This window comes from Yoonia sp. D2-7, assembly GCF_055809435.1.
Window position 1 is genome coordinate 2,524,505 of record NZ_CM147912.1, and the last position, 21,703, is coordinate 2,546,207.

20 protein-coding genes are annotated in these 21,703 nt (G+C 56.8%); 9 read left to right on the forward strand and 11 right to left on the reverse strand.

Annotation, left to right across the window (positions count from 1 at the left end):
* Positions 1-14 precede the first annotated feature (14 nt).
* Positions 15-1,307, forward strand: coding sequence for an O-acetylhomoserine aminocarboxypropyltransferase/cysteine synthase family protein (locus tag AC0L7R_RS12395; RefSeq protein ID WP_247126396.1), 1,293 nt, complete (start codon positions 15-17; stop codon positions 1,305-1,307).
* 33 nt (positions 1,308-1,340) lie between these two features.
* Here the strand turns inward: AC0L7R_RS12395 and AC0L7R_RS12400 are convergent, their stop codons facing one another.
* Entirely contained in the window at positions 1,341-2,036 is a 696-nt protein-coding gene (locus AC0L7R_RS12400; RefSeq protein WP_473657188.1) for an SIMPL domain-containing protein, read from the reverse strand.
* A gap of 169 nt (positions 2,037-2,205) precedes the next feature.
* Here AC0L7R_RS12400 and AC0L7R_RS12405 point away from each other — a divergent pair, with 169 nt between their 5' ends.
* Together AC0L7R_RS12405 and AC0L7R_RS12410 are read left to right on the forward strand one after the other, a co-directional pair.
* Positions 2,206-5,244 carry a hypothetical protein gene (locus tag AC0L7R_RS12405; RefSeq protein WP_473657189.1) on the forward strand — a complete coding sequence of 1,013 codons (3,039 nt, stop codon included), beginning with the start codon at positions 2,206-2,208 and terminating at the stop codon, positions 5,242-5,244.
* Positions 5,245-5,434: 190 nt separating this feature from the next.
* Positions 5,435-7,330, forward strand: a complete 1,896-nt coding sequence (locus AC0L7R_RS12410; RefSeq protein ID WP_473657191.1) for a monovalent cation:proton antiporter-2 (CPA2) family protein — start codon at positions 5,435-5,437, stop codon at positions 7,328-7,330.
* Between the two features lie 3 nt (positions 7,331-7,333).
* On the opposite strand, the gene cobT is transcribed toward AC0L7R_RS12410, so the two are convergent.
* Positions 7,334-8,350 carry a nicotinate-nucleotide--dimethylbenzimidazole phosphoribosyltransferase gene (cobT, locus tag AC0L7R_RS12415; RefSeq protein WP_473657193.1) on the reverse strand — a complete coding sequence of 339 codons (1,017 nt, stop codon included), beginning with the start codon at positions 8,348-8,350 and terminating at the stop codon, positions 7,334-7,336.
* Between the two features lie 77 nt (positions 8,351-8,427).
* Here cobT and AC0L7R_RS12420 point away from each other — a divergent pair, with 77 nt between their 5' ends.
* Complete coding sequence (locus tag AC0L7R_RS12420) at positions 8,428-9,195, forward strand: adenosylcobinamide-GDP ribazoletransferase (RefSeq protein ID WP_473657194.1); 768 nt, start codon at positions 8,428-8,430, stop codon at positions 9,193-9,195.
* On the opposite strand, the gene AC0L7R_RS12425 is transcribed toward AC0L7R_RS12420, so the two are convergent.
* Together AC0L7R_RS12425 and AC0L7R_RS12430 are read right to left on the reverse strand one after the other, a co-directional pair.
* Positions 9,192-9,884: an FG-GAP-like repeat-containing protein gene (locus AC0L7R_RS12425; protein WP_473657196.1), complete on the reverse strand. Its 693-nt coding sequence runs from the start codon at positions 9,882-9,884 to the stop codon at positions 9,192-9,194. The genes AC0L7R_RS12420 and AC0L7R_RS12425 overlap by 4 nt on opposite strands.
* Positions 9,885-10,208, reverse strand: a complete 324-nt coding sequence (locus AC0L7R_RS12430) for a 2Fe-2S iron-sulfur cluster-binding protein (RefSeq protein WP_247126383.1) — start codon at positions 10,206-10,208, stop codon at positions 9,885-9,887.
* A gap of 191 nt (positions 10,209-10,399) precedes the next feature.
* Between AC0L7R_RS12430 and AC0L7R_RS12435 the strand changes: the two genes are divergently transcribed.
* On the forward strand, positions 10,400-10,936 hold the full coding sequence (locus tag AC0L7R_RS12435; protein ID WP_473657197.1) for a peptidoglycan-binding protein: 537 nt from the start codon (positions 10,400-10,402) through the stop codon (positions 10,934-10,936).
* 53 nt (positions 10,937-10,989) lie between these two features.
* Here the strand turns inward: AC0L7R_RS12435 and AC0L7R_RS12440 are convergent, their stop codons facing one another.
* Positions 10,990-12,441: a Do family serine endopeptidase gene (locus tag AC0L7R_RS12440; RefSeq protein ID WP_473660409.1), complete on the reverse strand. Its 1,452-nt coding sequence runs from the start codon at positions 12,439-12,441 to the stop codon at positions 10,990-10,992.
* Between the two features lie 363 nt (positions 12,442-12,804).
* Here AC0L7R_RS12440 and AC0L7R_RS12445 point away from each other — a divergent pair, with 363 nt between their 5' ends.
* Positions 12,805-13,050 carry a peptidase gene (locus tag AC0L7R_RS12445; protein WP_473657198.1) on the forward strand — a complete coding sequence of 82 codons (246 nt, stop codon included), beginning with the start codon at positions 12,805-12,807 and terminating at the stop codon, positions 13,048-13,050.
* On the opposite strand, the gene AC0L7R_RS12450 is transcribed toward AC0L7R_RS12445, so the two are convergent.
* From AC0L7R_RS12450 to gor, 5 genes are all read right to left on the reverse strand, one after another.
* On the reverse strand, positions 13,047-13,775 hold the full coding sequence (locus AC0L7R_RS12450; protein ID WP_473657199.1) for a methyltransferase domain-containing protein: 729 nt from the start codon (positions 13,773-13,775) through the stop codon (positions 13,047-13,049). The genes AC0L7R_RS12445 and AC0L7R_RS12450 overlap by 4 nt on opposite strands.
* A 15-nt stretch (positions 13,776-13,790) precedes the next feature.
* Positions 13,791-14,150 carry a DUF2200 family protein gene (locus AC0L7R_RS12455; protein ID WP_473657201.1) on the reverse strand — a complete coding sequence of 120 codons (360 nt, stop codon included), beginning with the start codon at positions 14,148-14,150 and terminating at the stop codon, positions 13,791-13,793.
* Between the two features lie 107 nt (positions 14,151-14,257).
* Complete coding sequence (gene hflC / locus AC0L7R_RS12460) at positions 14,258-15,136, reverse strand: SPFH domain-containing protein (RefSeq protein ID WP_473657202.1); 879 nt, start codon at positions 15,134-15,136, stop codon at positions 14,258-14,260.
* On the reverse strand, positions 15,136-16,287 hold the full coding sequence (gene hflK / locus AC0L7R_RS12465) for an FtsH protease activity modulator HflK (RefSeq protein ID WP_348107733.1): 1,152 nt from the start codon (positions 16,285-16,287) through the stop codon (positions 15,136-15,138). Before hflK ends, hflC begins: the two co-directional genes overlap by 1 nt.
* Positions 16,288-16,356: 69 nt before the next feature.
* Entirely contained in the window at positions 16,357-17,715 is a 1,359-nt protein-coding gene (gene gor, locus AC0L7R_RS12470) for a glutathione-disulfide reductase (protein ID WP_473657203.1), read from the reverse strand.
* Positions 17,716-17,875: 160 nt separating this feature from the next.
* On the opposite strand from gor, the gene AC0L7R_RS12475 reads away from it, so the two are divergent.
* On the forward strand, positions 17,876-19,483 hold the full coding sequence (locus AC0L7R_RS12475; protein WP_473657204.1) for an AMP-binding protein: 1,608 nt from the start codon (positions 17,876-17,878) through the stop codon (positions 19,481-19,483).
* Positions 19,480-20,247: an enoyl-CoA hydratase-related protein gene (locus tag AC0L7R_RS12480; protein WP_473657205.1), complete on the forward strand. Its 768-nt coding sequence runs from the start codon at positions 19,480-19,482 to the stop codon at positions 20,245-20,247. The genes AC0L7R_RS12475 and AC0L7R_RS12480 overlap by 4 nt, the downstream gene beginning before the upstream one ends.
* Here AC0L7R_RS12480 and rpiA read toward each other — a convergent pair.
* Positions 20,244-21,032, reverse strand: coding sequence for a ribose-5-phosphate isomerase RpiA (gene rpiA / locus AC0L7R_RS12485; RefSeq protein ID WP_473657207.1), 789 nt, complete (start codon positions 21,030-21,032; stop codon positions 20,244-20,246). The two genes, AC0L7R_RS12480 and rpiA, sit on opposite strands and share 4 nt — an antisense overlap.
* Positions 21,033-21,147: 115 nt before the next feature.
* Between rpiA and AC0L7R_RS12490 the strand changes: the two genes are divergently transcribed.
* On the forward strand, positions 21,148-21,663 hold the full coding sequence (locus tag AC0L7R_RS12490; protein ID WP_473657208.1) for a DUF4329 domain-containing protein: 516 nt from the start codon (positions 21,148-21,150) through the stop codon (positions 21,661-21,663).
* Positions 21,664-21,703: the final 40 nt, after the last annotated feature.

The window sequence follows — 21,703 nt, forward strand, 5'->3', positions numbered from 1 at the left end:
TAGGGGAGAAAACCATGACCGACGGCCCAACATACGGCTTTGACACACTACAAATTCACGCAGGCGCACGCCCTGATCCGGCAACCGGTGCCCGCCAAGTGCCGATCTATCAAACAACCGCCTACGTGTTTCGCGATGCAGATCACGCAGCCGCATTGTTTAACCTGCAAGAAGTTGGCTACATCTATTCCCGCCTGACCAACCCGACTGTGGCCGCACTACAAGAACGTATCGCGACCCTAGAAGGCGGTGTTGGCGGCGTTTGCTGTTCATCCGGTCACGCGGCCCAGTTGATGGCGCTGTTCCCGATCATGGGGCCGGGGCTGAACATCGTCGCATCGTCCCGCCTATACGGTGGCACGATCACCCAGTTCAGCCAAACCATCAAGCGTTTCGGCTGGTCCGCGACATTCGTCGATATGGATGATCCAAAGGCAGTCGCTGCTGCCATTGACGACAACACGCGCGCGATCTTCTGCGAAGCAATTGCCAACCCCGGCGGTCACATCACTGACCTGCGTGCGATTGCGGACGTGGCCGACGATGCAGGCATTCCGCTGATTGTCGACAACACCACAGCGACACCATACCTGTGCCGCCCGATCGAACACGGTGCAACGCTGGTCGTGCATTCAACGACGAAGTACCTGACAGGGAACGGCACTGTGACTGGTGGTTGCGTTGTCGATTCTGGTAAATTCGACTGGGCTGCAAACGACAAATTCCCGTCGCTCAGCCAACCAGAGCCAGCTTACCACGGCTTGAAATTCTCGGAAACCTTCGGCCCGCTGGCGTTCACCTTCCATGGCATCGCCATTGGCCTGCGTGATCTCGGCATGACAATGAACCCGCAAGCCGCCCACTATACGCTGATGGGGATCGAAACGCTTTCCCTGCGGATGGAGCGTCACGTTGAAAACGCAATGAAGGTCGCGACGTGGCTCGAAAACGATCCGCGCGTGGACTACGTGACTTATGCGGGTCTGAAATCATCGCCATATCAGCATCTTGTCGAAAAGATCTGCCCACGCGGTGCCGGTGCATTGTTCACCGTTGCCGTCAAAGGCGGTTACGACGCCTGCATCAAGCTTGTCGATTCGCTCGAAATATTCAGCCACGTCGCCAACTTGGGCGATGCGCGGTCTTTGATTATCCACTCTGCGTCGACCACACACCGCCAGCTAACGGCTGAACAGCAAGAAGCAGCTGGTGCCGGTCCGGGTATCGTTCGTTTGTCTATAGGTATCGAAGACGCGAACGACATCATCGCCGATCTGGATCAGGCACTGGCCAAAGCCACCGCCTAACCCAATAGCCAGCCCCGCATCGTGCGGGGCTGGCTATTCGATGGCTGTCACGACCGTGATTTGGGCAGTGACATCCAACGTTCCTGCCGCGATCGGCACGCTCCGCGCTTCGGCCATTGCCATGACTTGGCCACGCTCAAATCCGCCACCGCCAGTCGCTTCAGAGATCGAAATGATCGCACTCGGCTTCACGTTCGCCGCGTCGGCATAAAGCGCCGTTTTGGAAATCGCATCGGCAACTGCAGCAATCCGCGCTTGTTCAAGCAACGGCGCTTTATCTTCAACATCGAACTGTAAGCCACTGATCTGATTGACACCTTCAGACACCAACCGATCCAGAATGCCCCCAGCTCGATCCAGGTCGCGCACGATGACCGTGACGTTGGATTGCGCGGTAAAACCGATCACTTTTGGCGGTTCGTCGTATTCGCGATTGTTGCTGTACCGCTCTGACAACCGCAGACTACTGGTCTGTATATCAGCGGGCGGCAGACCTTCGTCGGACATCACAGCCAGGACTTGGGACAAATCATCGCTCATTTCGCGAACCGCTTCACTGGCCTGATCCGCGTGCGCGACGACACCAATCATGATCCGCAAAATATCCGGTTTTGCAGTCACTGTTCCATGGCCCACCACCGTGATCTGGGGGCGTTCTTGGGCCGTCGCATGCCCCGAAAATCCAACAACCAGCAGCATCGCCGCCACAACATACATTAATCCACGCATGGAAAATCCTCTCCAAATTAGGGTTTCATTCACCCCTTGGACGTATTTGATACCGCATTCCTTGGCGCGGCTAGGCCCCGCACTTGGATTTGGCGGAATTTCGCGATAGATAGCGCGGGCGGGATAATTCCCCTTCTCGCGTATGTTGTGAACCTGTTAAGACTTTCATATGACGCCAAATTTCGCGCTTTCACTCTCCTTCGAAGGAATTCGCCTGCTGCACCGCGTAGCGGACGGCTGGGCACTGGCCGGAGAGGTGTCATTAGAAGCGCCTGATCTTGCAAGCGAAATGAAGGCCTTACGCGACACCGCTTTGAGTCTCGAACCGGACGGGTTACGCACAAAACTGCTGCTGCCGAACGACCAGATCAAATACATCGAAATCGATACGACCCGTACGTCGCTCGAGGATATTCACGGCGCAATTGATCAGGAAACACCGATCCCGCTGAATGAACTCGTGATCGATTTTGAACGGACCGGTGGCCGCACCCAGATTGCTGCGGTCGCACGTCAAACCCTTGAAGAAGCAGAATCTTTCGCAAAGGAACACGGTTTCGAACCGATGACGTTTGTCGCTGTGGCGGAGCCGCTGACATTCAGCACCGAAGTCTTCTTTGGACCGACGAAGCATTGCGTCAGCGTGGTCGGGCCCGACGTGGAAATTACCCGCGACGATAGTCCCGCTGTTTTGACAAACGTCGGCACGCTGCCCGGTTTCATGAAAACGCCAAGCCCGGCAATTCCTGATCCCACACCATCCGAAGAACCCGAACCTGCGCAAGCAGAACTGCCAATCGACGAGCCGGACTCACCGGATGCGAACGAAGACGACGTGGCAGCCCCCACGACAGACGAACTGTCCGATCAAACGGATCTGAACCCCGAAACTACCGAATCTGACGGTGTTGAACCCGAAGCAGAACCCGTGTTCAGCCGTGACAAGAAAGCCCCGCCAAAGGCAGATACCCCCACGCCCGAAGACGACGGTCCGTCTCCAGAGACAACAGACGACAAACCGGAAACGACGCCCGACGCAGAAACCGCGGACACCGAAACCGAAGAACCGGTTTTCGCCAGCCGCAGCCGGGCCGTCGAAATAACCGGAGCGCGTCGCGTACCGGACCCGACGCCTGAACCGCCAGCCTTGGCCGCACCGGACGCTAAAACGGGCGAGCAATCGCGCCCAGCGACGTCACCCAATCCTGATAAAAGCCCCATCGCGTTCTTTGCCCGCAGCGGGACTAAGAATAAAACCGATGACGTTTCAACCTCGGAACCAGATGCGCCAGCGATACCCAAACCGCTGAAGGCCGCGGATGAAACAGCCGCAACACCCGTTCCAGTAGTGGCACCCATCGCGGCTCGCCCTGCGGGCAATGCGGTTGTGACCGAACCGAAAGAACCGCGTTCAAACCCAATTGCTCCGCTTCTCGCGATGATTAAACGTCCGCAAGCCGCGCCTCCTAGCAAGGCCGACTTGGCATTGGGCGGGGCCAAAGGCAAAAAGGGTGGTGCTGCCGCGGTTGGCGGCAAGCCCAAGCATCTCGGCCTGATCATGACAGCCGCCCTTCTGGCATTCATGTTGATTGCGGCCGTGTGGGCCAGCAGCCGAATGGAAAACGGGATCGCGGGCCTCTTCAGGACGCCAACGGTTGCGGACGTGGACGAAACACCGCCTGTCGTCGTTGCGGCCCCCGCGATTGTTGATGTCGCCGCCGTTACACCGACGGAAGACGTGCCCGCAACGCCAGAACCAGCTGCTCAGCCTGTTTTCACGACGCCACCGGGAACTGTGCTAAGCCCATCAGAGGCCGCGCGCATCTACGCCGCGACAGGCGTTTGGCAACGCGCCCCACGGCTCCCCGATGAAGCACAGGCAGGCACCCTAGACGGTCTCGTTAACATTGCGACACTGCCTGCCATCACGCCAAATACGCAGCCTGCAGGCCCCGACCGCGCGGTCGCGGCACCAGACCGCACAATTCTAGCGCCAATCAACCCAACCGCACCGGACCGCAATGTCCAACGCGACGAAAACGGATTTATCCTTGCAGCTGCGAACGGCACCATCCTTCCAACAGGCGTCTGGATTTACGGTCGCAAGCCCGCGATTACGCCGCCGCTTCGGCCCACGCCAGAAGTCACGCCAGCCGCCGCCGTTGTACCTGCTGACGATGGTGCGACTGAAACAGATGTTGCAGATGCGGACACATCGGATGCTGAAACCGCAGAGCCTGTTCCGGAAACAGACGAGGCTGCCCAGCCTGAAGCCGATACTGGCGTCGCAGAGCTAGCGGATGATCAGACAACGACCTCAGAGATTGAAACGGCCAGCGTTGATCCCGAAATTTCTGCGCCCGAAGCCGACGAAACCGAAAATACCACATCCCCCGAAATTGACGAAGCCGCTGACGGCACGGTCGTTATCGCAGGTCGCCCTGCCCTGACACCGCCGCTGCGTCCGGGATCAGCGCCACCAGACGCCACCCGCGAAGACGGCGATTTGCTCGGCAACGATCCTGCACTCGCATCGTTCCGCCCGTCATTGCGTCCTGATGGCTTGGTCCCGCCACCACCACCTGAACCGTTTGCTGATCCCGCTCTTGCTGGTCTGCGCCCATCCGTGCGCCCTGCCGATCTCGCGCCCCCCGTTGTCGAAGAAGATCCTGTCGTCGCCGAAGAAACGGCGCCAGAAGTCGTACCAGAAAACCCCGATATCAGTTCAATCGTTGCGTCCATCGCCGCGGCCGCCCCGCCAAGCCAAATCGTCAACCCGACCCGCAACGCCATCGTCGCATCACCGCGTCCGGATTCGCGGCCGCGCAACTTCAGCAGCGTCGTCGCATCCGCCCAAACGCTGGCAGCACGTCAGCAACAACGCAACGCCGCAGCAGCAACTGCAGCAGCGGCCGTCCCCGCAGCACCCGTCGCCACCGCACCTGCCCGCGCGTCTGGACCAACGACTGCCACAGTTGCGCAAGCCGCGACCGTGTCGAACGCGATCCGGTTGCGCGATATGAACCTGATCGGCGTCTACGGGCGTCCGGGCAATCGGCGGGCTTTGATCCGTCTGGGTAGCGGGCGCTACGTCAAAGTCGAAGTCGGCAGCAACCTTGACGGTGGCCGCGTGACAGCGATCGGCGATAGCGCGCTGAACTTCGTTAAACGCGGGCAAACCTACGCGTTGCAGATGCCTTCGGGCTAAACCTGCAACCGCGCTGCGTCCAATCGGGCAAACCATAGAAAATCCCAGCAATCATCAACCCCATGTTCATTGGGGACTGGCATAAACGGACCGATCCCGTTAGCTCTCGAAATACATCTGATCATCTGTCCAAACGCCCGCTTGGCCCTTCACCCGCCAATCGTCCGGCCAAAATCCGTAAAGCAAAACTATGGAAAGTTTCCTGTTTCAAGCCACAATTTACCTCGGCGCAGCCGTGATTGCGGTGCCCTTTGCGGCACGCATGGGGCTTGGGTCGGTGTTGGGATATCTGGCAGCGGGCATCTTTATCGGCCCAATCACCGGTCTTGTCGGCACAGAAACCCAAGACCTTCAGCACTTTGCCGAATTCGGCGTGGTCATGATGCTGTTCCTGATCGGCCTCGAACTGGAACCGCGGGTCCTGTGGAACATGCGTGACAGGCTTATCGGCCTTGGTGGATTGCAGATCACTGTGACTACAACGCTCATCATGGGCGGCGCGATGGCGATGGGTTATGCGTGGAACGTCGCATTCGCAATCGGGATGATATTTGCTTTAAGTTCGACAGCTATCGTTTTGCAAACATTGTCTGAAAAAGGATTGATGCAAACCAACGGCGGACGCTCGACATTCTCGGTGTTGCTGACCCAAGATATCGCCGTCATCCCGATGCTCGCCATCTTGCCGCTTTTGGCGATCACGGCGACGGCAACAATTGCGCCAGACGGATCGCTGGTCCGCACCGCCGATCACGAAGACGCGCACCACGCGATGAGCCTTGTAGACGGCCTACCCGGTTGGGGCGTCACGCTTGTCACTCTCGGCGCCGTCGCGGCTGTCATCCTGACGGGAATCTTCCTAACGCGCCCTGTGTTCCGGTACATTCACCATGCGCGTCTACGCGAAATGTACACCGCTCTTGCGCTGCTCATGGTCGTATCAATCGCTGTGCTGATGTCCCTTGTCGGCCTCTCCCCTGCGCTTGGTACATTTCTGGCGGGCGTCGTGTTGGCAAACTCCGAATTCCGCCATGAACTGGAAAGCGATCTTGAACCGTTCAAAGGCCTGTTGCTCGGCCTGTTCTTTATCACCGTCGGTGCCGGCATCGACTTTGGTCTGTTTTTCCGCGAACCGGTCTTCATTCTGTCCCTCACCGTCGGGGTCATGCTGATCAAAGGCATCGTGCTTTACGGCCTTTCCGTCCTGTTCAAAATCAAAGGCAAAGACCGCTGGTTGTTCGCACTGGGCCTCGCGCAAGCAGGCGAATTTGGCTTCATCCTGATCTCGTTCTCGGGCCAACAAGGCGTGCTTAGCCCCGGTTTATCCAGCCAACTTTTACTCATCGTCGCCCTGTCGATGCTGATCACGCCGCTACTGTTTATCATCTACGAAATCGCCAGCCGACGGATCACAGACGGGCATGACATGGCCGATGATGACGTCGACGAACAAGGCACCGTAATCATCGCGGGCATCGGTCGTTTTGGACAGATCGTGAACCGACTGGTGCAATCCGCAGGCTTTTCGACGGTCGTCATCGACAACGACCTGAGTACCGTCCAGATGATGCGTACCTTCGGGTTCAAAGGATATTTTGGCGATCCAACGCGCCCCGACCTCTTGAAAGCCGCCGGTTTGGACGACGCGCGCGTTCTTGTCGTAGCCATCGATGACAAAAAAATGGCCAACACGCTGGTGACATACGCCCGTAAAACGCGGCCCGACCTGCATATCATCGCCCGCGCACGGGACCGCGTGCATGCCTATGAACTGAATGCGGCAGGTGCCAACGACATCGTGCGCGAACTCTTCGATTCGTCGCTGCGTGCGGGGCGCTATGCGCTTGAAAATCTGGGGCTGTCGGAATTCGAAGCCAACGAGGCAGAGACGTTCTTCTACGAACATGACCGCGCTGCAATTCGCGAACTGTCTGAATTCTGGAAACCGGGTGTGGCGCTGCGCGACAACGCTGAATACGTGGCGCGCGCGAAAGAACTGAACAACGATCTGGAAACCGCGCTCGCTGAAAAACAACAATCCGGCGAAGAAACCCGCGACGCCAAAAAGCGCCGCGGTGGTCGTTAGGTCTTAGGCCTCGCCTGCCGCAACGCCCGCTTCCGCGAATGTCGCCATGCCCGAATGACAGGCAATCGCACCTTTCAGAACACCAATGGCAAGGGCCGCGCCCGATGCTTCGCCTAACCGCAAACCAAGCTGCAGCAGCGGCTGTTTTCCGATACCGTCCAGCATCTTACGGTGCGCATCTTCCGCACTCAGGTGACCCGCAACCGCATGGTCCAGCGCCCCCGGCACCGACTTTTCCAACGTCGCAGCCGCCGCCGTACAAATGAAACCATCCAAGATCACGGGAATACGGTGCGCACGCGCCGCCGCAATCGCACCCGCCATCGCAGCCAATTCGCGACCGCCCAAACAGCGCAACGCCTCAAGTGGATCAGACACATCATGCAACGCCAAGCCGCGTGCAACGACATCGGTCTTACGCACAAGACCTGCATCATCAACACCCGTCCCGCGCCCCGTCCATTCAGCCGCATCGCCGCCCATGATCACCGCACCAATGGCCGCGGCTGATGTCGTGTTACCAATGCCCATCTCGCCCGTGACAAGCAAATCAGCATCCGGATCAACCGCATCCCACCCTGTGCGCAACGCCGCGATGACTTCGTCTTCGGTCATTGCAGGTGCCACCGTAAAGTCAGCCGTCGGATTATCCAGATCGAGCGCATGCACGTCCATCTTCGCCCCAAACGCTTGAGACAACTGGTTGATCGCAGCACCGCCATGTTCAAAATTTGCAACCATCTGCACGGTCACTTCCGGCGGGAACGCCGACACGCCCTGCGCACAAACGCCGTGGTTGCCAGCAAAGACGATGACTTGCGGCTTTTCAAGCGACGGCTTGTCTGTGCCGCGCCATCCCGCATACCAAATCGCAAGATCTTCAAGCCGCCCCAATGCACCTGGCGGCTTGGTCAACTGACCATTGCGGTCCTGTGCCGCCGCCGTTGCAGCGGGGTCCGCATCAGGTGCTGCCGCCAAAACAGCGCGAAATTCAGCAAGGGTAGAAAAAGAAGCGGACATGAGGACCTCGTTGCAACATCGTTTGCATCTGTCTAACGATCACGGGGCAGATGGAAAGATCGTAAAAGGAACATACCGTGGCAAATCGCGACATGAGCCTCATTCACTGGCATGACGTTCCGGCAGCTGCGGGGCTTTTGACACGGGTACCTGTGCAGGTGAACACCGATCTGGCGATACAGCGCGGGCCATTGGCGGCATGGGCTTATCCCATCGTCGGATTGAAGATCGCGGTTGCCATGGTGGTCTTGGGCCTATGCGCTGGTTGGGTCGGCATCGCGCCACCCATCGCGGCGGGCCTTATGCTCGCGCTCAGCGTCATTCTGACAGGTGCGATGCACGAAGACGGTCTTGCCGACAGCGCCGACGGCCTGTGGGGCGGTTGGGACAAAGCCAAGCGGCTCGAAATCATGAAGGACAGCCGCAATGGGGCCTACGGTGTTCTGGCACTGGTGTTGTCGATGATCATTCGCTGGGCCGCACTTACAGCAATCGTGCAAACCGACCACTGGATTGCGGCATTGATCGCTGTGGCCATGCTCAGTCGTGCGGCGATGGTCGCGTTGATGACCGGCCTGCCCAACGCGCGCGACACCGGCCTAAGCCAATCCGTCGGACGCCCTAAACCTGTCACGGCGTGGCTGGCCATCGGCGTCGCGACACTGGGCGCGTTCTTCGCCTTGGGTCTAACGGCGGGCACGTTACTGATCGTCGCGGGTATCACCGCCAGCCTATGGGCCGGTATCGCGCACCGCAAAATCGGCGGGCAAACCGGTGATATCTTAGGGGCAACTCAGCAACTGACCGAAATCGCTTTGCTGATCACATTGTCCGCTATCCTTTAGCAGCCCATCGCAGCGGCAAAACTGTCGCGACCGGCATGCGGCCCGATATCCGTTGCCGTCAATTCACCGTCAAAACGCACCGCCAAAAGCCGCGACCAATTGCCCGTCGCCACGATCATTTCGGGGCCATCACCACAGTCACGGATACCGCCCGCGATATCAGCTTCACCGATCCGGTGGTTGGTCATGTCAGCGGCTGCGGCCACTTCGGTGAAATCACCATTATCATACCGCCAAACACGTAACGTCTTGGCCAGATGGGGACGGTCGATAAAGGCAACTTCGACCAATCCGTCGCCGTCTATATCAGCAGCCCCGACAGGGGAATACCAACGGTTCGACCGACCAATATGCGGGGTCGCAGCAACCAATTCACCCGCACCGTCGTAAATCGAAATCCGGGCGCCTTCGGTCATCTTCGTCTCGACGACCATCACTTCATGCGTGCCGTCCATATCAATATCAATAAGGCGTGGAGCGACGTCTTCAAAAACATGCGTTTCCGGCAACCGCAGCGTCACCTCCGCCCCGTCAACAGTCATGACCAATGCGCCGAATTCAATCGCATCGCCCAGAATGCCGTGGGCATAGCGGGTGGTCGGTTCTGTGTAGCGGGCGGCAGTCACGTCGGCGTTTGCGGCCCCTGAAAGGGCCGCAAGACATGCTGCAATGGTCAGACGACCCAGCATTTAGATCTGCTTTTCTGGCATCTGCACACGCAGACCGTCCAAAGCATCCGTCACCTTGATTTGGCAAGTCAGACGCGATGTTTCTGCGTTCGGTTCATACGCGAAATCAAGCATGTCTTCTTCCATCGCGTCCTTTGCAGGCACCTTTTCGACCCAAGCAGGGTCAACATAAACGTGGCAAGTTGAACAGGCACATGCACCGCCGCAATCGGCCTCAATCCCTGGAATGCCGTTATCACGGGCACCTTCCATCACGGTCAGACCGTTTGCCACGTCAACGACATGCTCTTTGCCGCCGTGCTCAACATAAGTAATTTTCGCCATTCGTTCCTCAACAAGTCTAGTGCGTTGCGTTATATCTAGGTCAGCTTGCCCCATAGGACCAGTCACAAAAAACCCAACACATGTGGAGGTGACGCGACACACCTAGCCAAGTTTTGCGCGGTCCGCAGATTGTCCATTTTGGATTGGGACAACTCCGGCTACTATCCCCCAAACAACGCGCAGAGCAGCCGATGAAACTACGACCTATTCTGACCGCGCCACTTTTGTGCGCTGCATTGGCATGCACACCTGTGCCGCCACCATCGGAACCAGTGCCAGCGCTGCCACCCGTGCAGAACCTGATCACGGACGGTGAAATCGAAACGACCGTGTCAGGGCAGTGCTTTGCCCGCACAGCGCCGCCCACGCGCACGCGCATTATCGAAGAACAGGTGCTCGTAACACCAGGCGTCAGGGGCGAAGACGGGACGTTCACATCGCCACCAATCTTCCGCAACCAAACGCGTCCTGTCACCGAACCCATTGGCGAAGGCACGCGGTTCGAAACATTATGCCCGCCGGAATACACGCCCGAACGGGTCGCCACGTTGCAACGCGCGCTCAAAGCACGGCTCGCCTACAACGGCCCGATCACCAGTGTGCTGGATGCGGGGACGCGGGCGGCAATACAGGCGTTTCAGGCCCCCCAAGGTTTCGACAGCCCCCTGATCCAACGTGGCATTGCAGAAACGATGGGCATTGTTTCGCTGGACCGCGCATCCCTGTAACGCAAAAAGGCGACCCATTTCTGGGCCGCCCTCTTAATTCGTTTGTTGTCTGCTTACTCTGCCAGCGACAATGCGACGAACCGTGGATCACCACCGCGACGCACGAGCAGCAGCAGGGACTTGCGACCCGCCTCACGTGCTTCGCTAATACGGTCTTCGAAATCGCCTACGCTTGTGACCTTCTGCTGGCCAGCTTCGGTGATCAGATCACCTTCAACCAGACCTTTGGATGCTGCTTCGCTATCCGCATCGATGCCAGTAATCACAAGACCTGTGTCAGCTGTAATTGAATACTGCTCTGTCAAGTCCGGCGTGATCTCTGACAATGTCAGGCCAAGCAGGCTCTTCTCTTCAGGTGCTTCCGGTTCTTGGACGTCTTCGTCTTCAGGGAAAGCAACCGCTTCGGATGTCTCGCGACGGCCCAGAACAACAGTCAAGTCTTCGGTACCACCGTTACGCAATACGGTGACTGGCACCTCTTTACCAACAGGCGAATTACCAACGATGCGGACCAGTTCACGTGTGTTTTCGATCTCGATCGTATCAAACACAGTGATCACATCACCCGCCAGCATACCCGCATCTTCCGCAGGACCAGCAGGCACATCGGTGACCAACGCGCCACGTGCATCTGTCAAACCTTCGATGGCATCAACCATGTCCGGTGTGACGTCTTGGATGCGAACACCCAACCAACCACGACGGGTTTCGCCGAATTCCTTCAGCTGATCCACAACATTGGTCACAACGTCAGACGACATCGCAAAACCAATCCCGATAGACCCACCGTTTGGTGACAGGATCGCAGTGTTCACACCAATCACGTCGCCGTCCATGTTAAACAACGGCCCACCAGAGTTCCCGCGGTTAATCGCAGCATCCGTCTGAATGTAGTCATCATAGGTCCCCTGCAGCGCTCGGTTACGGGCGGACACAATCCCTGCGGAGACCGAGAACCCCTGCCCCAGCGGGTTACCCATCGCCATGACCCAATCGCCAACGCGTGAACCCACGGCGTTGCTGTCGCCAAACTCGACGAACTGCAGATCAGTCTCGTATTCGACCTTGAGAACCGCAATATCTGTGTTCGGATCAGTCCCGACCAATTCAGCCTTCAACAGTTCAGTTGGCTGACCTTCGCCCGGGAAGAATTCGATTTCGATCTCGTCGGCACCTTCGATCACGTGGTTGTTCGTGACGATATAGCCGTCAGCAGAAATCACGAAACCGGACCCAAGCGCGGATGACCGGCGGGCCTGATCACGTTCGTTGTCGTTTTCCAGATCGTTGAAGAAATCCTCGAACGGGGAACCTTCAGGCACGATCCCTTGTGGACCAGTGCGGCCTGCAACAACGGTGGACGTGGTGATGTTCACCACGGATGGGCTGACCTGTTCGGCCAAATCGGCAAAGGTTGCGGGGCGTTCTTGGGCAAACGCGGGGCTGGCCTGTGCAAGGGCAACGGCCCCAGCAAGGGCCAGCGCTGTCATTAGACCTTTCACCATATTGCGGGCCGCAGAATATTCCTGCGAAAGTGCAATTGCTTTTGATGTCACGAGTCTCTCCCTCTCAAGCATGACGTCAGAAATGACCTACACCGAATGCAGGTTATTCCTTTTCACTAACACTCTATGTAGGGCGGCAAATACACAACACAATTTATCCTCCTTTATCATCACGCGGCTGTGATTTGCGGCCCGCTTTTCGTGAACTGGAAACGATCCCGCCACGCGCCTTTGATTTTCCACGATTTTGAAGAATCGATCTGCGTGAACATCAAAAAAAGCGTCGCAACGGCGGCGGTTTTTCGCTAAAACATGCGCAGCAGATCGCCGGGTCCACGGCGCTGTTCATCTGAAAGTTTCTCTATGACACTGATGTCGTTTGCTGCCTACGAGCAGCCGATGAAATGGGTGGCGTTTGTCCTTGGATTTTGCAGCACAATCTGCGTCGTCCAAGGCTGGCACCTAGGGGCCATGTTATTTAGCCTGCCCTTCTGTCTAATCTGGATTTATTGCGGCTGGTTGCGCACCGAACCGCAGCTCAAATGGATCAACGTGATGTTTGCTGTGCTCTATATCTTCGGAATCGGACGGTATGTGCTGCTGGCCTAATCCTTACGCCAGACAGACACATGACTGGGGCTTGTGGCCGTAAACGGTGATTTGTCCCAGTCGGCCCAACGGTCCACCAATCGCATCCCCGCCATTCGCGCCATCAGATCAAGCTCTGCGGGCCACGCGTAGCGAAATGGCACCGTGTTTTTGACGCAAACCTCCCCTTCTAGCCGCACATGGTGGGAGGCATAGTTTTGCGTGACCACATCAAATTCGTCGATCCCCCAATGGGTATCCGACCGATTAAACGCGCGCATTGTTTCACCAAACGGGATTTTCTGGATCGGGGGCACAAGTGTTTCGATCACGAAATGACCGCCCGTTGTCAAATGGGCCGCAGCATTCGCAAAACATGCGACCTGCGCGTCCTGCATCGTCAGGTTGTCGATGGTATTATACACAAAGAAAACAAGGGAAAACGCGCCGTCCACTCGTGTCGTCGTCATGTCCCCGACGACCGCCGAAATGTCCGCGCCTTCCGGCTTTTGCCGCAGTTGATCTACCATGGCGGCCGACAGTTCAATCCCCTGCACGCGCACACCCGCATGATGCAACGGGACCGCGATCCGGCCCGTGCCAATCGCAAATTCAAGAGCCGTGCCATCAAACGCCAGTTCACGCAAAACCGACGCGACACGCCTTTCAGCGGCAGAACGACCATCCCCGTGAATACGGTCATAGCTTTCCGCAATGGCTTGATCAAAAACGCCGTCGTCGTGCATTAATCTCGTCCTTCTTCAGCGCAGGATTTTGCCCATTGCGCGTCCTTTGGCCAATTCATCCACCAATTTGTCCAGATAACGGACCTGCTGGATCAGCGGATCGTCAATATCCTCAACACGGTCGCCACAGATAACGCCTGTAATCAGGCCGGCGTTCGGGTTCAAATCGGCATGGTCAAACACGGTCTCAAACGTCGCACCTTCATTGATCAGGCCTTGGATCTGATCGTCATCATACCCCGTCAGCCACGTAACAACGGCATGTAATTCATCCAGTGTCCGACCTTTCTTTTCAACCTTTTGCAGGTACATCGGATAGACTTTCGCAAACGACATCTTCGCAAACGTCTCGCGCGTCGATTTCGTGCCGGCCATTGTCATCCCCTTCGTTTTCAATGGATCATATGCCATCCGGGCAAAGCCACAAACGAAAAATGGCCAGCGTCTCCGCCAGCCATTCATCAATCTCAATTCCGCAAAACTTAGTTTGCAGCAGCGCCCTGATCGGACTTCAGGTAGTTGAAGAATTCGTTGTCAGGCGACAAAACCATGGACGAATTGCCAGACTGCAAGGCCCGTGTGTAGGCTGTCATAGACCGGTAGAATTCAAAGAATTCTGGGTCAGAACCGAATGCTTCGGCGAAAATCGCGTTGCGTTCTGCGTCTGCTTCACCGCGTGTGATCTCGGACTGACGCGTCGCATCAGATACAAGTTCCACAACAGTACGATCCGCACCCGCACGAACCCGCTGCGCGGCCTCGTTACCACGGGCGATTTCGTCCGCCGCTTCGCGTTCACGTTCGGCTTTCATCCGCTCGTAAGTCGCGTTGAGGTTTTCAGACGGCAAATCAGTCCGCTTCAAACGTACGTCAACCACCTGCAAGCCCAGCGCATTCGCTTCGGCAATCGCAGAATTCCGGATACGCAGCATCAATGCCGCACGATCAACAGACAAAATGTCGTTGGATGAAACGGAACCCAGAACCTCACGTGTTTCGGCACGCAGAATGGAATCAAGACGACGCGCAGCGGCTTCTTCACCACCACCACCAACAGCCTGACGGAAGCGTTCTACGTCAGCGATACGGTAACGCGCGAAGGCGTCAACGATCAAACGACGATCATCAGACGGCGTAACCTCAAGCGGATCAAGATCACGGCTAAGGATACGGTCATCGTAACGCACGACTTCTTGGATCAATGGCAATTTGAAGCTGAGACCAGGCTCTTCTTCAACACGCACGATCTGACCAAATTGCAGGACAAGCGCCTTCTGGCGTTCATCAACGATGAACACAGACGACAAAAGACCAACGACAACAACCGCAACGGCTGGCAAAAGAAATGCTGACTTATTCATCAGTTGGACCCTCCATCAGTGGTTCGGCGCAATTCGTTCAACGGCAGATATGGGACAACACCGCTGCTGCCGCCTGCCCCATCGTCGAGCAGGATAATATCCACGCCACCAAGAACTTCTTCCATGGTTTCCAGATACAGACGTTTGCGTGTCACCTCTGGTGCCTTTTCATATTCAGCCAAAACCGCAGTAAAGCGTGACGCCTCACCCTGCGCTTCGTTCACAACCTGTGACCGGTACGCTTCGGATTGTTCGATCAACTGGGCCGCTTCACCACGGGCACCCGCAACCACTTGGTTCGCATAGGCATCCGCGACGTTCTGCAAACGGTCACGTTCTTGTTCGGCATCCTGAACAGCGCGGAAGGCCGCGATAACAGGTTCAGGCGGATCGGCCTTGTCAAAGTTGACACGGACGATGTTCACACCGGATTCGTAGCTGTCCAATGTCGACTGGATCAGATCCCGCAAACGATCTGCAATTGCACCACGGTCGCGGTTCAAAATCGGAGCCAGTTCAGACTGCGAAATAATCTCGCGCATCGCGGATTCAGCAACAGCGGCAATCGTCTGTGGTGGATCAGCAAGGTTGAACAAATACTGTTGCGGATCGGTAATGTTCCAAACAACTTGGAAATCGATGTCCACGATGTTTTCATCACCAGTCAGCATTAGACCCGCGTCCATACCGGACCGGCTTGTGCCGATATCAATGTTCCGCTCGGTCGTCACGGCAAGGATTTCTTTCGTCACAAGCGGCCATGGGGCAAAATTCAGACCCGGACCACCGGTCGATGAATAGCGGCCCAACATCAGCTCAACCGACTGTTCCTCGGGCTTCACTGTGTAAAACGATGACGCCAGCCAAAGACCAACAGCTGCCAAAGCGCCAAGACCAATCATCCCGCGTGAAATCTGCGGGCCACCGGCACCGCCGCCACCTGAGCCGTTCGGACGCCCGCCATTGCCGCCGCCCATAAGAACGCGCAATTGTTCGCGGCCTTTGTTCATCAGCTCATCAATTTCCGGGATTTGCGGCCCGTCGTTGTTGCCGGGACGCCGCCCGCCATTGTTGCTGCCGCGATTATCGCCACCATTGTTGGAACCGTTATTTCCACCGCCGCCCCAAGGGCCACCGTTATTCCCTGCCATCGTGCTTCCTATGCTGCTGCCCGCATCTTCCGGGCTGTCATATCATATGTGTAGGCAAAACCCGCAAAATCAAGTCGATCTGACGGGTTCCTTCATTGTCACAAGTTCTTCGGCCATTGTGGGGTGAACTGCAACCGTCGCGTCGAAATCTTCTTTAGTTGCACCCATTTTCACGGCGATTCCGGCCATTTGGATCATTTCACCTGCGCCATCTGCGACAATATGCACACCCAGCACCTTACGGTTGGCTTTTGACACAACCAACTTCATCAACACGCGATCGGGACGACCAGCGAAGGAATGGTTCATCGGTTTGAACGTTGTAGCGTAAACTTCGATCGGTTCTTGGGCTGCGGCTTCTTCTTCGGTCAGACCAACTGTGCCGAACTCCGGCTGGGTAAAGACCGCAGACGGCACCAGATCGTGGTCCACCTTCGTCGGGTTGCCTTTGAACACGGTCTCGACAAACGCCATGCCTTCGCGGATCGCAACAGGGGTCAGCTGGATACGGTTCGTCACATCACCAATCGCGTAGATCGAAGGCACACCAGTGGCGCTGTAGTCATCGACAACGACTTCGCCGCTTTTGCCCAGCGCAACACCCGCATCCTCAAGACCAAGCCCGTCGGTATTCGGGCGACGGCCTGTTGCATACATCACCTTCTCGAACGTTTCTTCCGATCCGTCCTTGAACGTCACACAGAACGTGTCAGCAACTTTTTCGATCTTCGCAACGTCGGTGTTCAGACGCAGATCGACACCCTTCTCGACCATGCCTTCGGCAATCACCTTGCGGGCTTCGTCGTCAAAACCGCGCAAAATCTGATCGCCGCGATAGGCCTGTGTCACCTCAACACCCAACCCGTTCAGGATACCTGCAAATTCCGACGCGATGTAGCCACCACCGACAATCAGAATCTTGTTCGGCAGTTCTTCCAACAAGAAAATATCATTCGACGTGATCGCATATTGTGACCCTTCAAAATCAGGGACGACAGGGTGACCACCGGTGGCCACCAGAATTGTCTTCGCAGTCACTTCATGACCGTCACGCAGAACAACCGTATGCGCATCTTTCACAACAGCGCGGCTGTCATAGACGGTCACGTCGTTATTCTTCAGCAGATTGCGGTAGATGCCTTCGAGCCGATCAAGTTCGCCGTGCATTTTCGCGCGAAAATTCTTCCATTCAAAGGTCGGATGGGTCGGGACATCCCAACCGTATGATTTCGCGTCAATAAAGCTTTCGGAAAACTGCGACCCGAACACCATCAGCTTCTTCGGAACACAGCCGCGAATAACGCATGTGCCCCCCATCCGGAATTCTTCGGCCAACGCGACCTTAAACCCGTTCTGCGATGCAACGCGACCAGCACGCACGCCGCCCGATCCACCACCGATGACAAACAAGTCAAAATCAAAAGCCATCATGTATTCCTTCGCCGCATTTCTATTTCAGCGTCAAACTATGTCCGCATGGGCCAGACTACAACGGTGCGCGACTGTAACCTTTGTCACGAAGACGTACGTGGTTGCTTGACTCTCAAATTGAACAATCGTTCAATTACGAAATCGGGGGGAGGACAGCATGTTACAAAAAGCGGACAGCATTGCAGCACTGCGCGACAATTTCGCGTGGGACATTCCCGACCGCTATAACATCGGCGTTGATGTCTGTGACCGGATCGCGGACCAGACACCCGACGCCCCCGCCATCATCGACGTTGCTACCGACATGTCGCACATCACCTACAGCTTCAGCGATCTGCGTGCGATGTCGAACCGCTTTGCCAATGTCCTGTCAAGCATGGTCGATATTGGTGACCGCGTCGCGGTGCTTTTACCTCAATCAATCGAAACGGCCGTCGCACACATCGGTGCGCTAAAGGCAGGCTGCATTTCGATCCCGCTCTTCACGCTTTTTGGTCCCGATGCGCTGCTCCACCGCCTGCGGGATTCCGGAACAAAGGTTGTCGTGACCAATTCCGAAGGTGCCGCCAAGCTCGAATCCATCCGGTCAGAGCTTCCCGCGCTGGTGCACGTGTTGTGCACGGGTTGTGCACGTGAATCACACCTCGATTTTCACGCGCTCTGCGCCGATCAACCCGACACATTTACGCCCGTTGATACCGCAGCCGACGACCCCGCATTTATCATCTACACCTCCGGTACGACGGGCAATCCAAAAGGCGCGTTACACGCGCACCGCGTGCTACTCGGCCATCTGCCCGGCGTCGAAATGAGCCATGATTTCTTTCCCCAAGAAGGCGACAAAATCTGGACGCCTGCCGATTGGGCTTGGATCGGCGGGCTGCTTGATGTGCTTATGCCTGCGCTCCATCACGGGGTGCCTGTCGTGGCGCATCGCTTTGCAAAATTCGATGCAGAACAAGCAGTTAAGCTGATGAAAACCCACAATGTCCGCAACACGTTCCTGCCGCCAACGGCGCTCAAAATGCTCAAAGCGGCAGGCATTTCGGATGTTCCGATGCGGTCCGTCGCGTCTGGCGGTGAAACGCTCGGGGCCGCGCTGATCGACTGGGGCCGCGACACATTCGGGGTGACAATCAACGAATTCTACGGGCAAACCGAATGCAACATGATCGTGTCATCTTGCGGGGCAATAACCCCCGCAGAACCCGGCGTGATGGGTTTCGCAGTGCCTGGCCATGACGTTGTTATCATTGACGAAAACGGCGACCCAACCACCGACGAAGGAGCGATTGCGGTGCGCAGCCCCAATCCGGTTATGTTCTTGAATTACTGGAATAATCCAGACGCCACAGCCGCAAAATTCCACGGTGATTATTTGCTCACAGGCGACCGCGGCCAGCAAATGCCGTCGGGCCGGATCAAGTTTATCGGGCGCGACGACGACGTGATCAGCTCAGCCGGATACCGCATCGGACCCGCCGAAATCGAAGACTGCCTAATCACCCACCCCGCCATTCGGCTTGCCGGCGTCATCGGCACACCGGATACCGTGCGGGGCAGTATCGTGACCGCATTTCTTGTTTTGAATGAAGGTGTTACTCCCAACGATAGGCTGACCCAAGACATCACAACTTACGTCAAATCGCGCCTCGCTGCTTACGAAGCACCGCGCAAAGTCCACTACATCACCGACATGCCCATGACGACAACAGGCAAAATCATCCGCACGAAACTACGCGATATGGCAAAGGAAATGACATGACCGACACCGTTCTTTTCGACGTCCAAGACGATATCGCGATCATCACGCTCAACCGTCCCGAACAACGCAATGCGATCAACCCCGACGCTTGTACCGCACTGCGCGAAGCCGTAGATCGCCTTGAAAACACACCGGAATTACGTGTCGGCATCTTGCGCGGCGCAGGTCCGGTTTTCTGCGCGGGCATGGATTTGAAAGCGTTTCAGGCAGGGCAAGCAAACGACATATTGCTGGGCGAACACGGCTTTGCAGGATTTGTGAAACGGAACCGCAGCAAGCCGATCATTGCGGAAGTTCAAGGCGCCGCGCTTGCTGGTGGTTTCGAATTGATGCTGGCCTGCGACCTGATCATCGCGGCCGACGATGCCGTCTTCGGATTGCCCGAACCAACGCTTGGTATTGTGGCTGGTGCCGGTGGGGCCGTCCGGTTGGGCGCCCACCTGCCGCCAGTCATCGCCAACGAAATTTTGTTGACAGGTCAGGTCTTTAGCGCTGGCAAAGCAGTGGACTGGGGTTTGATCAACCGCGCGGTTTCGACATCTGACTTATCAGATACGACGCTTGAGCTTGCCAAAAACATCGCAAGAAATGCGCCCATCGCGATTGCAGAAACCCTAAGGCTGACGGCGCTGCGCGGGCGTGCCGATGACGCCATGTGGGACGCGAACGACCAAGCGATCAAACAGATCAGCGCAACACAAGACGCGCACGAAGGCATCGCCGCATTCTTGGAAAAACGTAAACCAAAGTGGTCGGGGCGTTAGTCGGCGATATCCGCAAAGATGTTGTCTTTTTCGACAAAATCAAAACGGGTTTCTTCGACTGATCCTTCGTGAATATCCGTCACTTCGACACGCCCATCGCCATACCCCACGACAATGGCGTCGCAGATATCAAGGAATAGACCATTCTCGACCACGCCCGGTATCTGATTGATAATCATACTCAATTGGCGGGCATCACCGATACGGTTGAGGTGCAGATCAAGGATGTGGTTGCCCTCGTCGGTATGAAATGGCGCGTCACCATTCATGCGCAGACTGGTCGTCCGGCCCAACACATCTAACCCAATCAATGTTTCCTCGATCAGCGCCTTTGTTGTCTGCCAACCAAACGGGATGACCTCAACCGGCAACGGAAATGCGCCAAGCGTTTCCACCCTTTTGGACGCGTCTGCGATGACAACCATGCGTTCGGACGCAGTCGCGACGATCTTTTCCTGCAGCAGCGCCCCACCACCGCCTTTGATCAAGTTCAGCTTGCCGTCATATTCATCGGCGCCATCAATCGTCAGATCCAGCGTCTGCGCTTCGTCGAGCGAGATGACATCGATACCAACATCTCGGGCCAGTTGCGCGGTGCGGCTGGAGGTCGGAATGCCCTTAATCGCAAGCCCTTCATCGCGCACCCGTTCACCCAAGCATTGCACTAACCACGCAGCGGTCGATCCTGTCCCAAGACCGACTTTCATGCCACTTTGCACAAACTGAGCCGCCCGCTTCGCAGCCACAAATTTTGCTTTGTCGATGGGGGACAGATCAGACGACATGGTGGCAGCTCCGCGCAATTCCATTTTCGAAATGTATAGGCCGCATCGCGTCATGAAGAAACGGAAAAATGCAGGGCATGTTGCGACCTGCGCCGCGACCCATTAGCGTTTTGACATGAAACAGTTCCTGATCCCGTTGGCCGTCATCGCCAGCCCAGCCATCGCACAAGATAACGCCGAAGTCGCATTGGCCAAAGCAACTCTTGAAGCGCTTCAAGGCCCATCTTTTGCGGCCAATCGCGAATATTGCGGCTACATCGTGATCGACGCTGACGGCGAACTGGCAGCAACCCCTGCCGTCCAAGGTGCAATCGGCCACTGCGAAGCAGATGAGCCACCCGAAGACAGTGTACCAATCGCGTCTTACCATACGCATGGCGCGTTCGATTATGACACGCCAGCCGAATTTCCATCTGTTGGCGATCTGGAAGCGGATGAAGCCGAAGGCGTCGATGGCTACATTTCCACACCGGGCGGACGACTTTGGTATGTCGACGGCGTCGATCAAATCGCAAGCCAACTGTGCGGCGTCGGTTGCCTGTCCCAACACCCCGACTTTGAGGCTGGTCTCGATGGTGAATTGCAAATCAGCTACACCATAGACGAACTGCGCGCGCTTGAGGCCGAATAAGCCGCTATTGCGTCGTTTTCAGCGCGTCGGCCAAAGACGC

What these genes read in the sequence shown, in the direction of transcription:
- hflK (WP_348107733.1), bottom strand. Translation starts at nt 16,287, where the DNA reads ATGGCAGGGAATAACGGTGGCCCTTGGGGCGGCGGTGGAAATAACGGT.
- AC0L7R_RS12490 (WP_473657208.1), top strand. Translation starts at nt 21,148, where the DNA reads ATGAAACAGTTCCTGATCCCGTTGGCCGTCATCGCCAGCCCAGCCATC.
- AC0L7R_RS12400 (WP_473657188.1), bottom strand. Translation starts at nt 2,036, where the DNA reads ATGCGTGGATTAATGTATGTTGTGGCGGCGATGCTGCTGGTTGTTGGA.
- AC0L7R_RS12440 (WP_473660409.1), bottom strand. Translation starts at nt 12,441, where the DNA reads ATGGTGAAAGGTCTAATGACAGCGCTGGCCCTTGCTGGGGCCGTTGCC.
- AC0L7R_RS12395 (WP_247126396.1), top strand. Translation starts at nt 15, where the DNA reads ATGACCGACGGCCCAACATACGGCTTTGACACACTACAAATTCACGCA.
- AC0L7R_RS12455 (WP_473657201.1), bottom strand. Translation starts at nt 14,150, where the DNA reads ATGGCCGGCACGAAATCGACGCGCGAGACGTTTGCGAAGATGTCGTTT.
- AC0L7R_RS12450 (WP_473657199.1), bottom strand. Translation starts at nt 13,775, where the DNA reads ATGCACGACGACGGCGTTTTTGATCAAGCCATTGCGGAAAGCTATGAC.
- AC0L7R_RS12425 (WP_473657196.1), bottom strand. Translation starts at nt 9,884, where the DNA reads ATGCTGGGTCGTCTGACCATTGCAGCATGTCTTGCGGCCCTTTCAGGG.
- AC0L7R_RS12405 (WP_473657189.1), top strand. Translation starts at nt 2,206, where the DNA reads ATGACGCCAAATTTCGCGCTTTCACTCTCCTTCGAAGGAATTCGCCTG.
- rpiA (WP_473657207.1), bottom strand. Translation starts at nt 21,032, where the DNA reads ATGTCGTCTGATCTGTCCCCCATCGACAAAGCAAAATTTGTGGCTGCG.
- AC0L7R_RS12475 (WP_473657204.1), top strand. Translation starts at nt 17,876, where the DNA reads ATGTTACAAAAAGCGGACAGCATTGCAGCACTGCGCGACAATTTCGCG.
- AC0L7R_RS12430 (WP_247126383.1), bottom strand. Translation starts at nt 10,208, where the DNA reads ATGGCGAAAATTACTTATGTTGAGCACGGCGGCAAAGAGCATGTCGTT.
- gor (WP_473657203.1), bottom strand. Translation starts at nt 17,715, where the DNA reads ATGGCTTTTGATTTTGACTTGTTTGTCATCGGTGGTGGATCGGGCGGC.
- hflC (WP_473657202.1), bottom strand. Translation starts at nt 15,136, where the DNA reads ATGAATAAGTCAGCATTTCTTTTGCCAGCCGTTGCGGTTGTTGTCGTT.
- AC0L7R_RS12480 (WP_473657205.1), top strand. Translation starts at nt 19,480, where the DNA reads ATGACCGACACCGTTCTTTTCGACGTCCAAGACGATATCGCGATCATC.
- AC0L7R_RS12445 (WP_473657198.1), top strand. Translation starts at nt 12,805, where the DNA reads ATGACACTGATGTCGTTTGCTGCCTACGAGCAGCCGATGAAATGGGTG.
- AC0L7R_RS12410 (WP_473657191.1), top strand. Translation starts at nt 5,435, where the DNA reads ATGGAAAGTTTCCTGTTTCAAGCCACAATTTACCTCGGCGCAGCCGTG.
- AC0L7R_RS12435 (WP_473657197.1), top strand. Translation starts at nt 10,400, where the DNA reads ATGAAACTACGACCTATTCTGACCGCGCCACTTTTGTGCGCTGCATTG.
- cobT (WP_473657193.1), bottom strand. Translation starts at nt 8,350, where the DNA reads ATGTCCGCTTCTTTTTCTACCCTTGCTGAATTTCGCGCTGTTTTGGCG.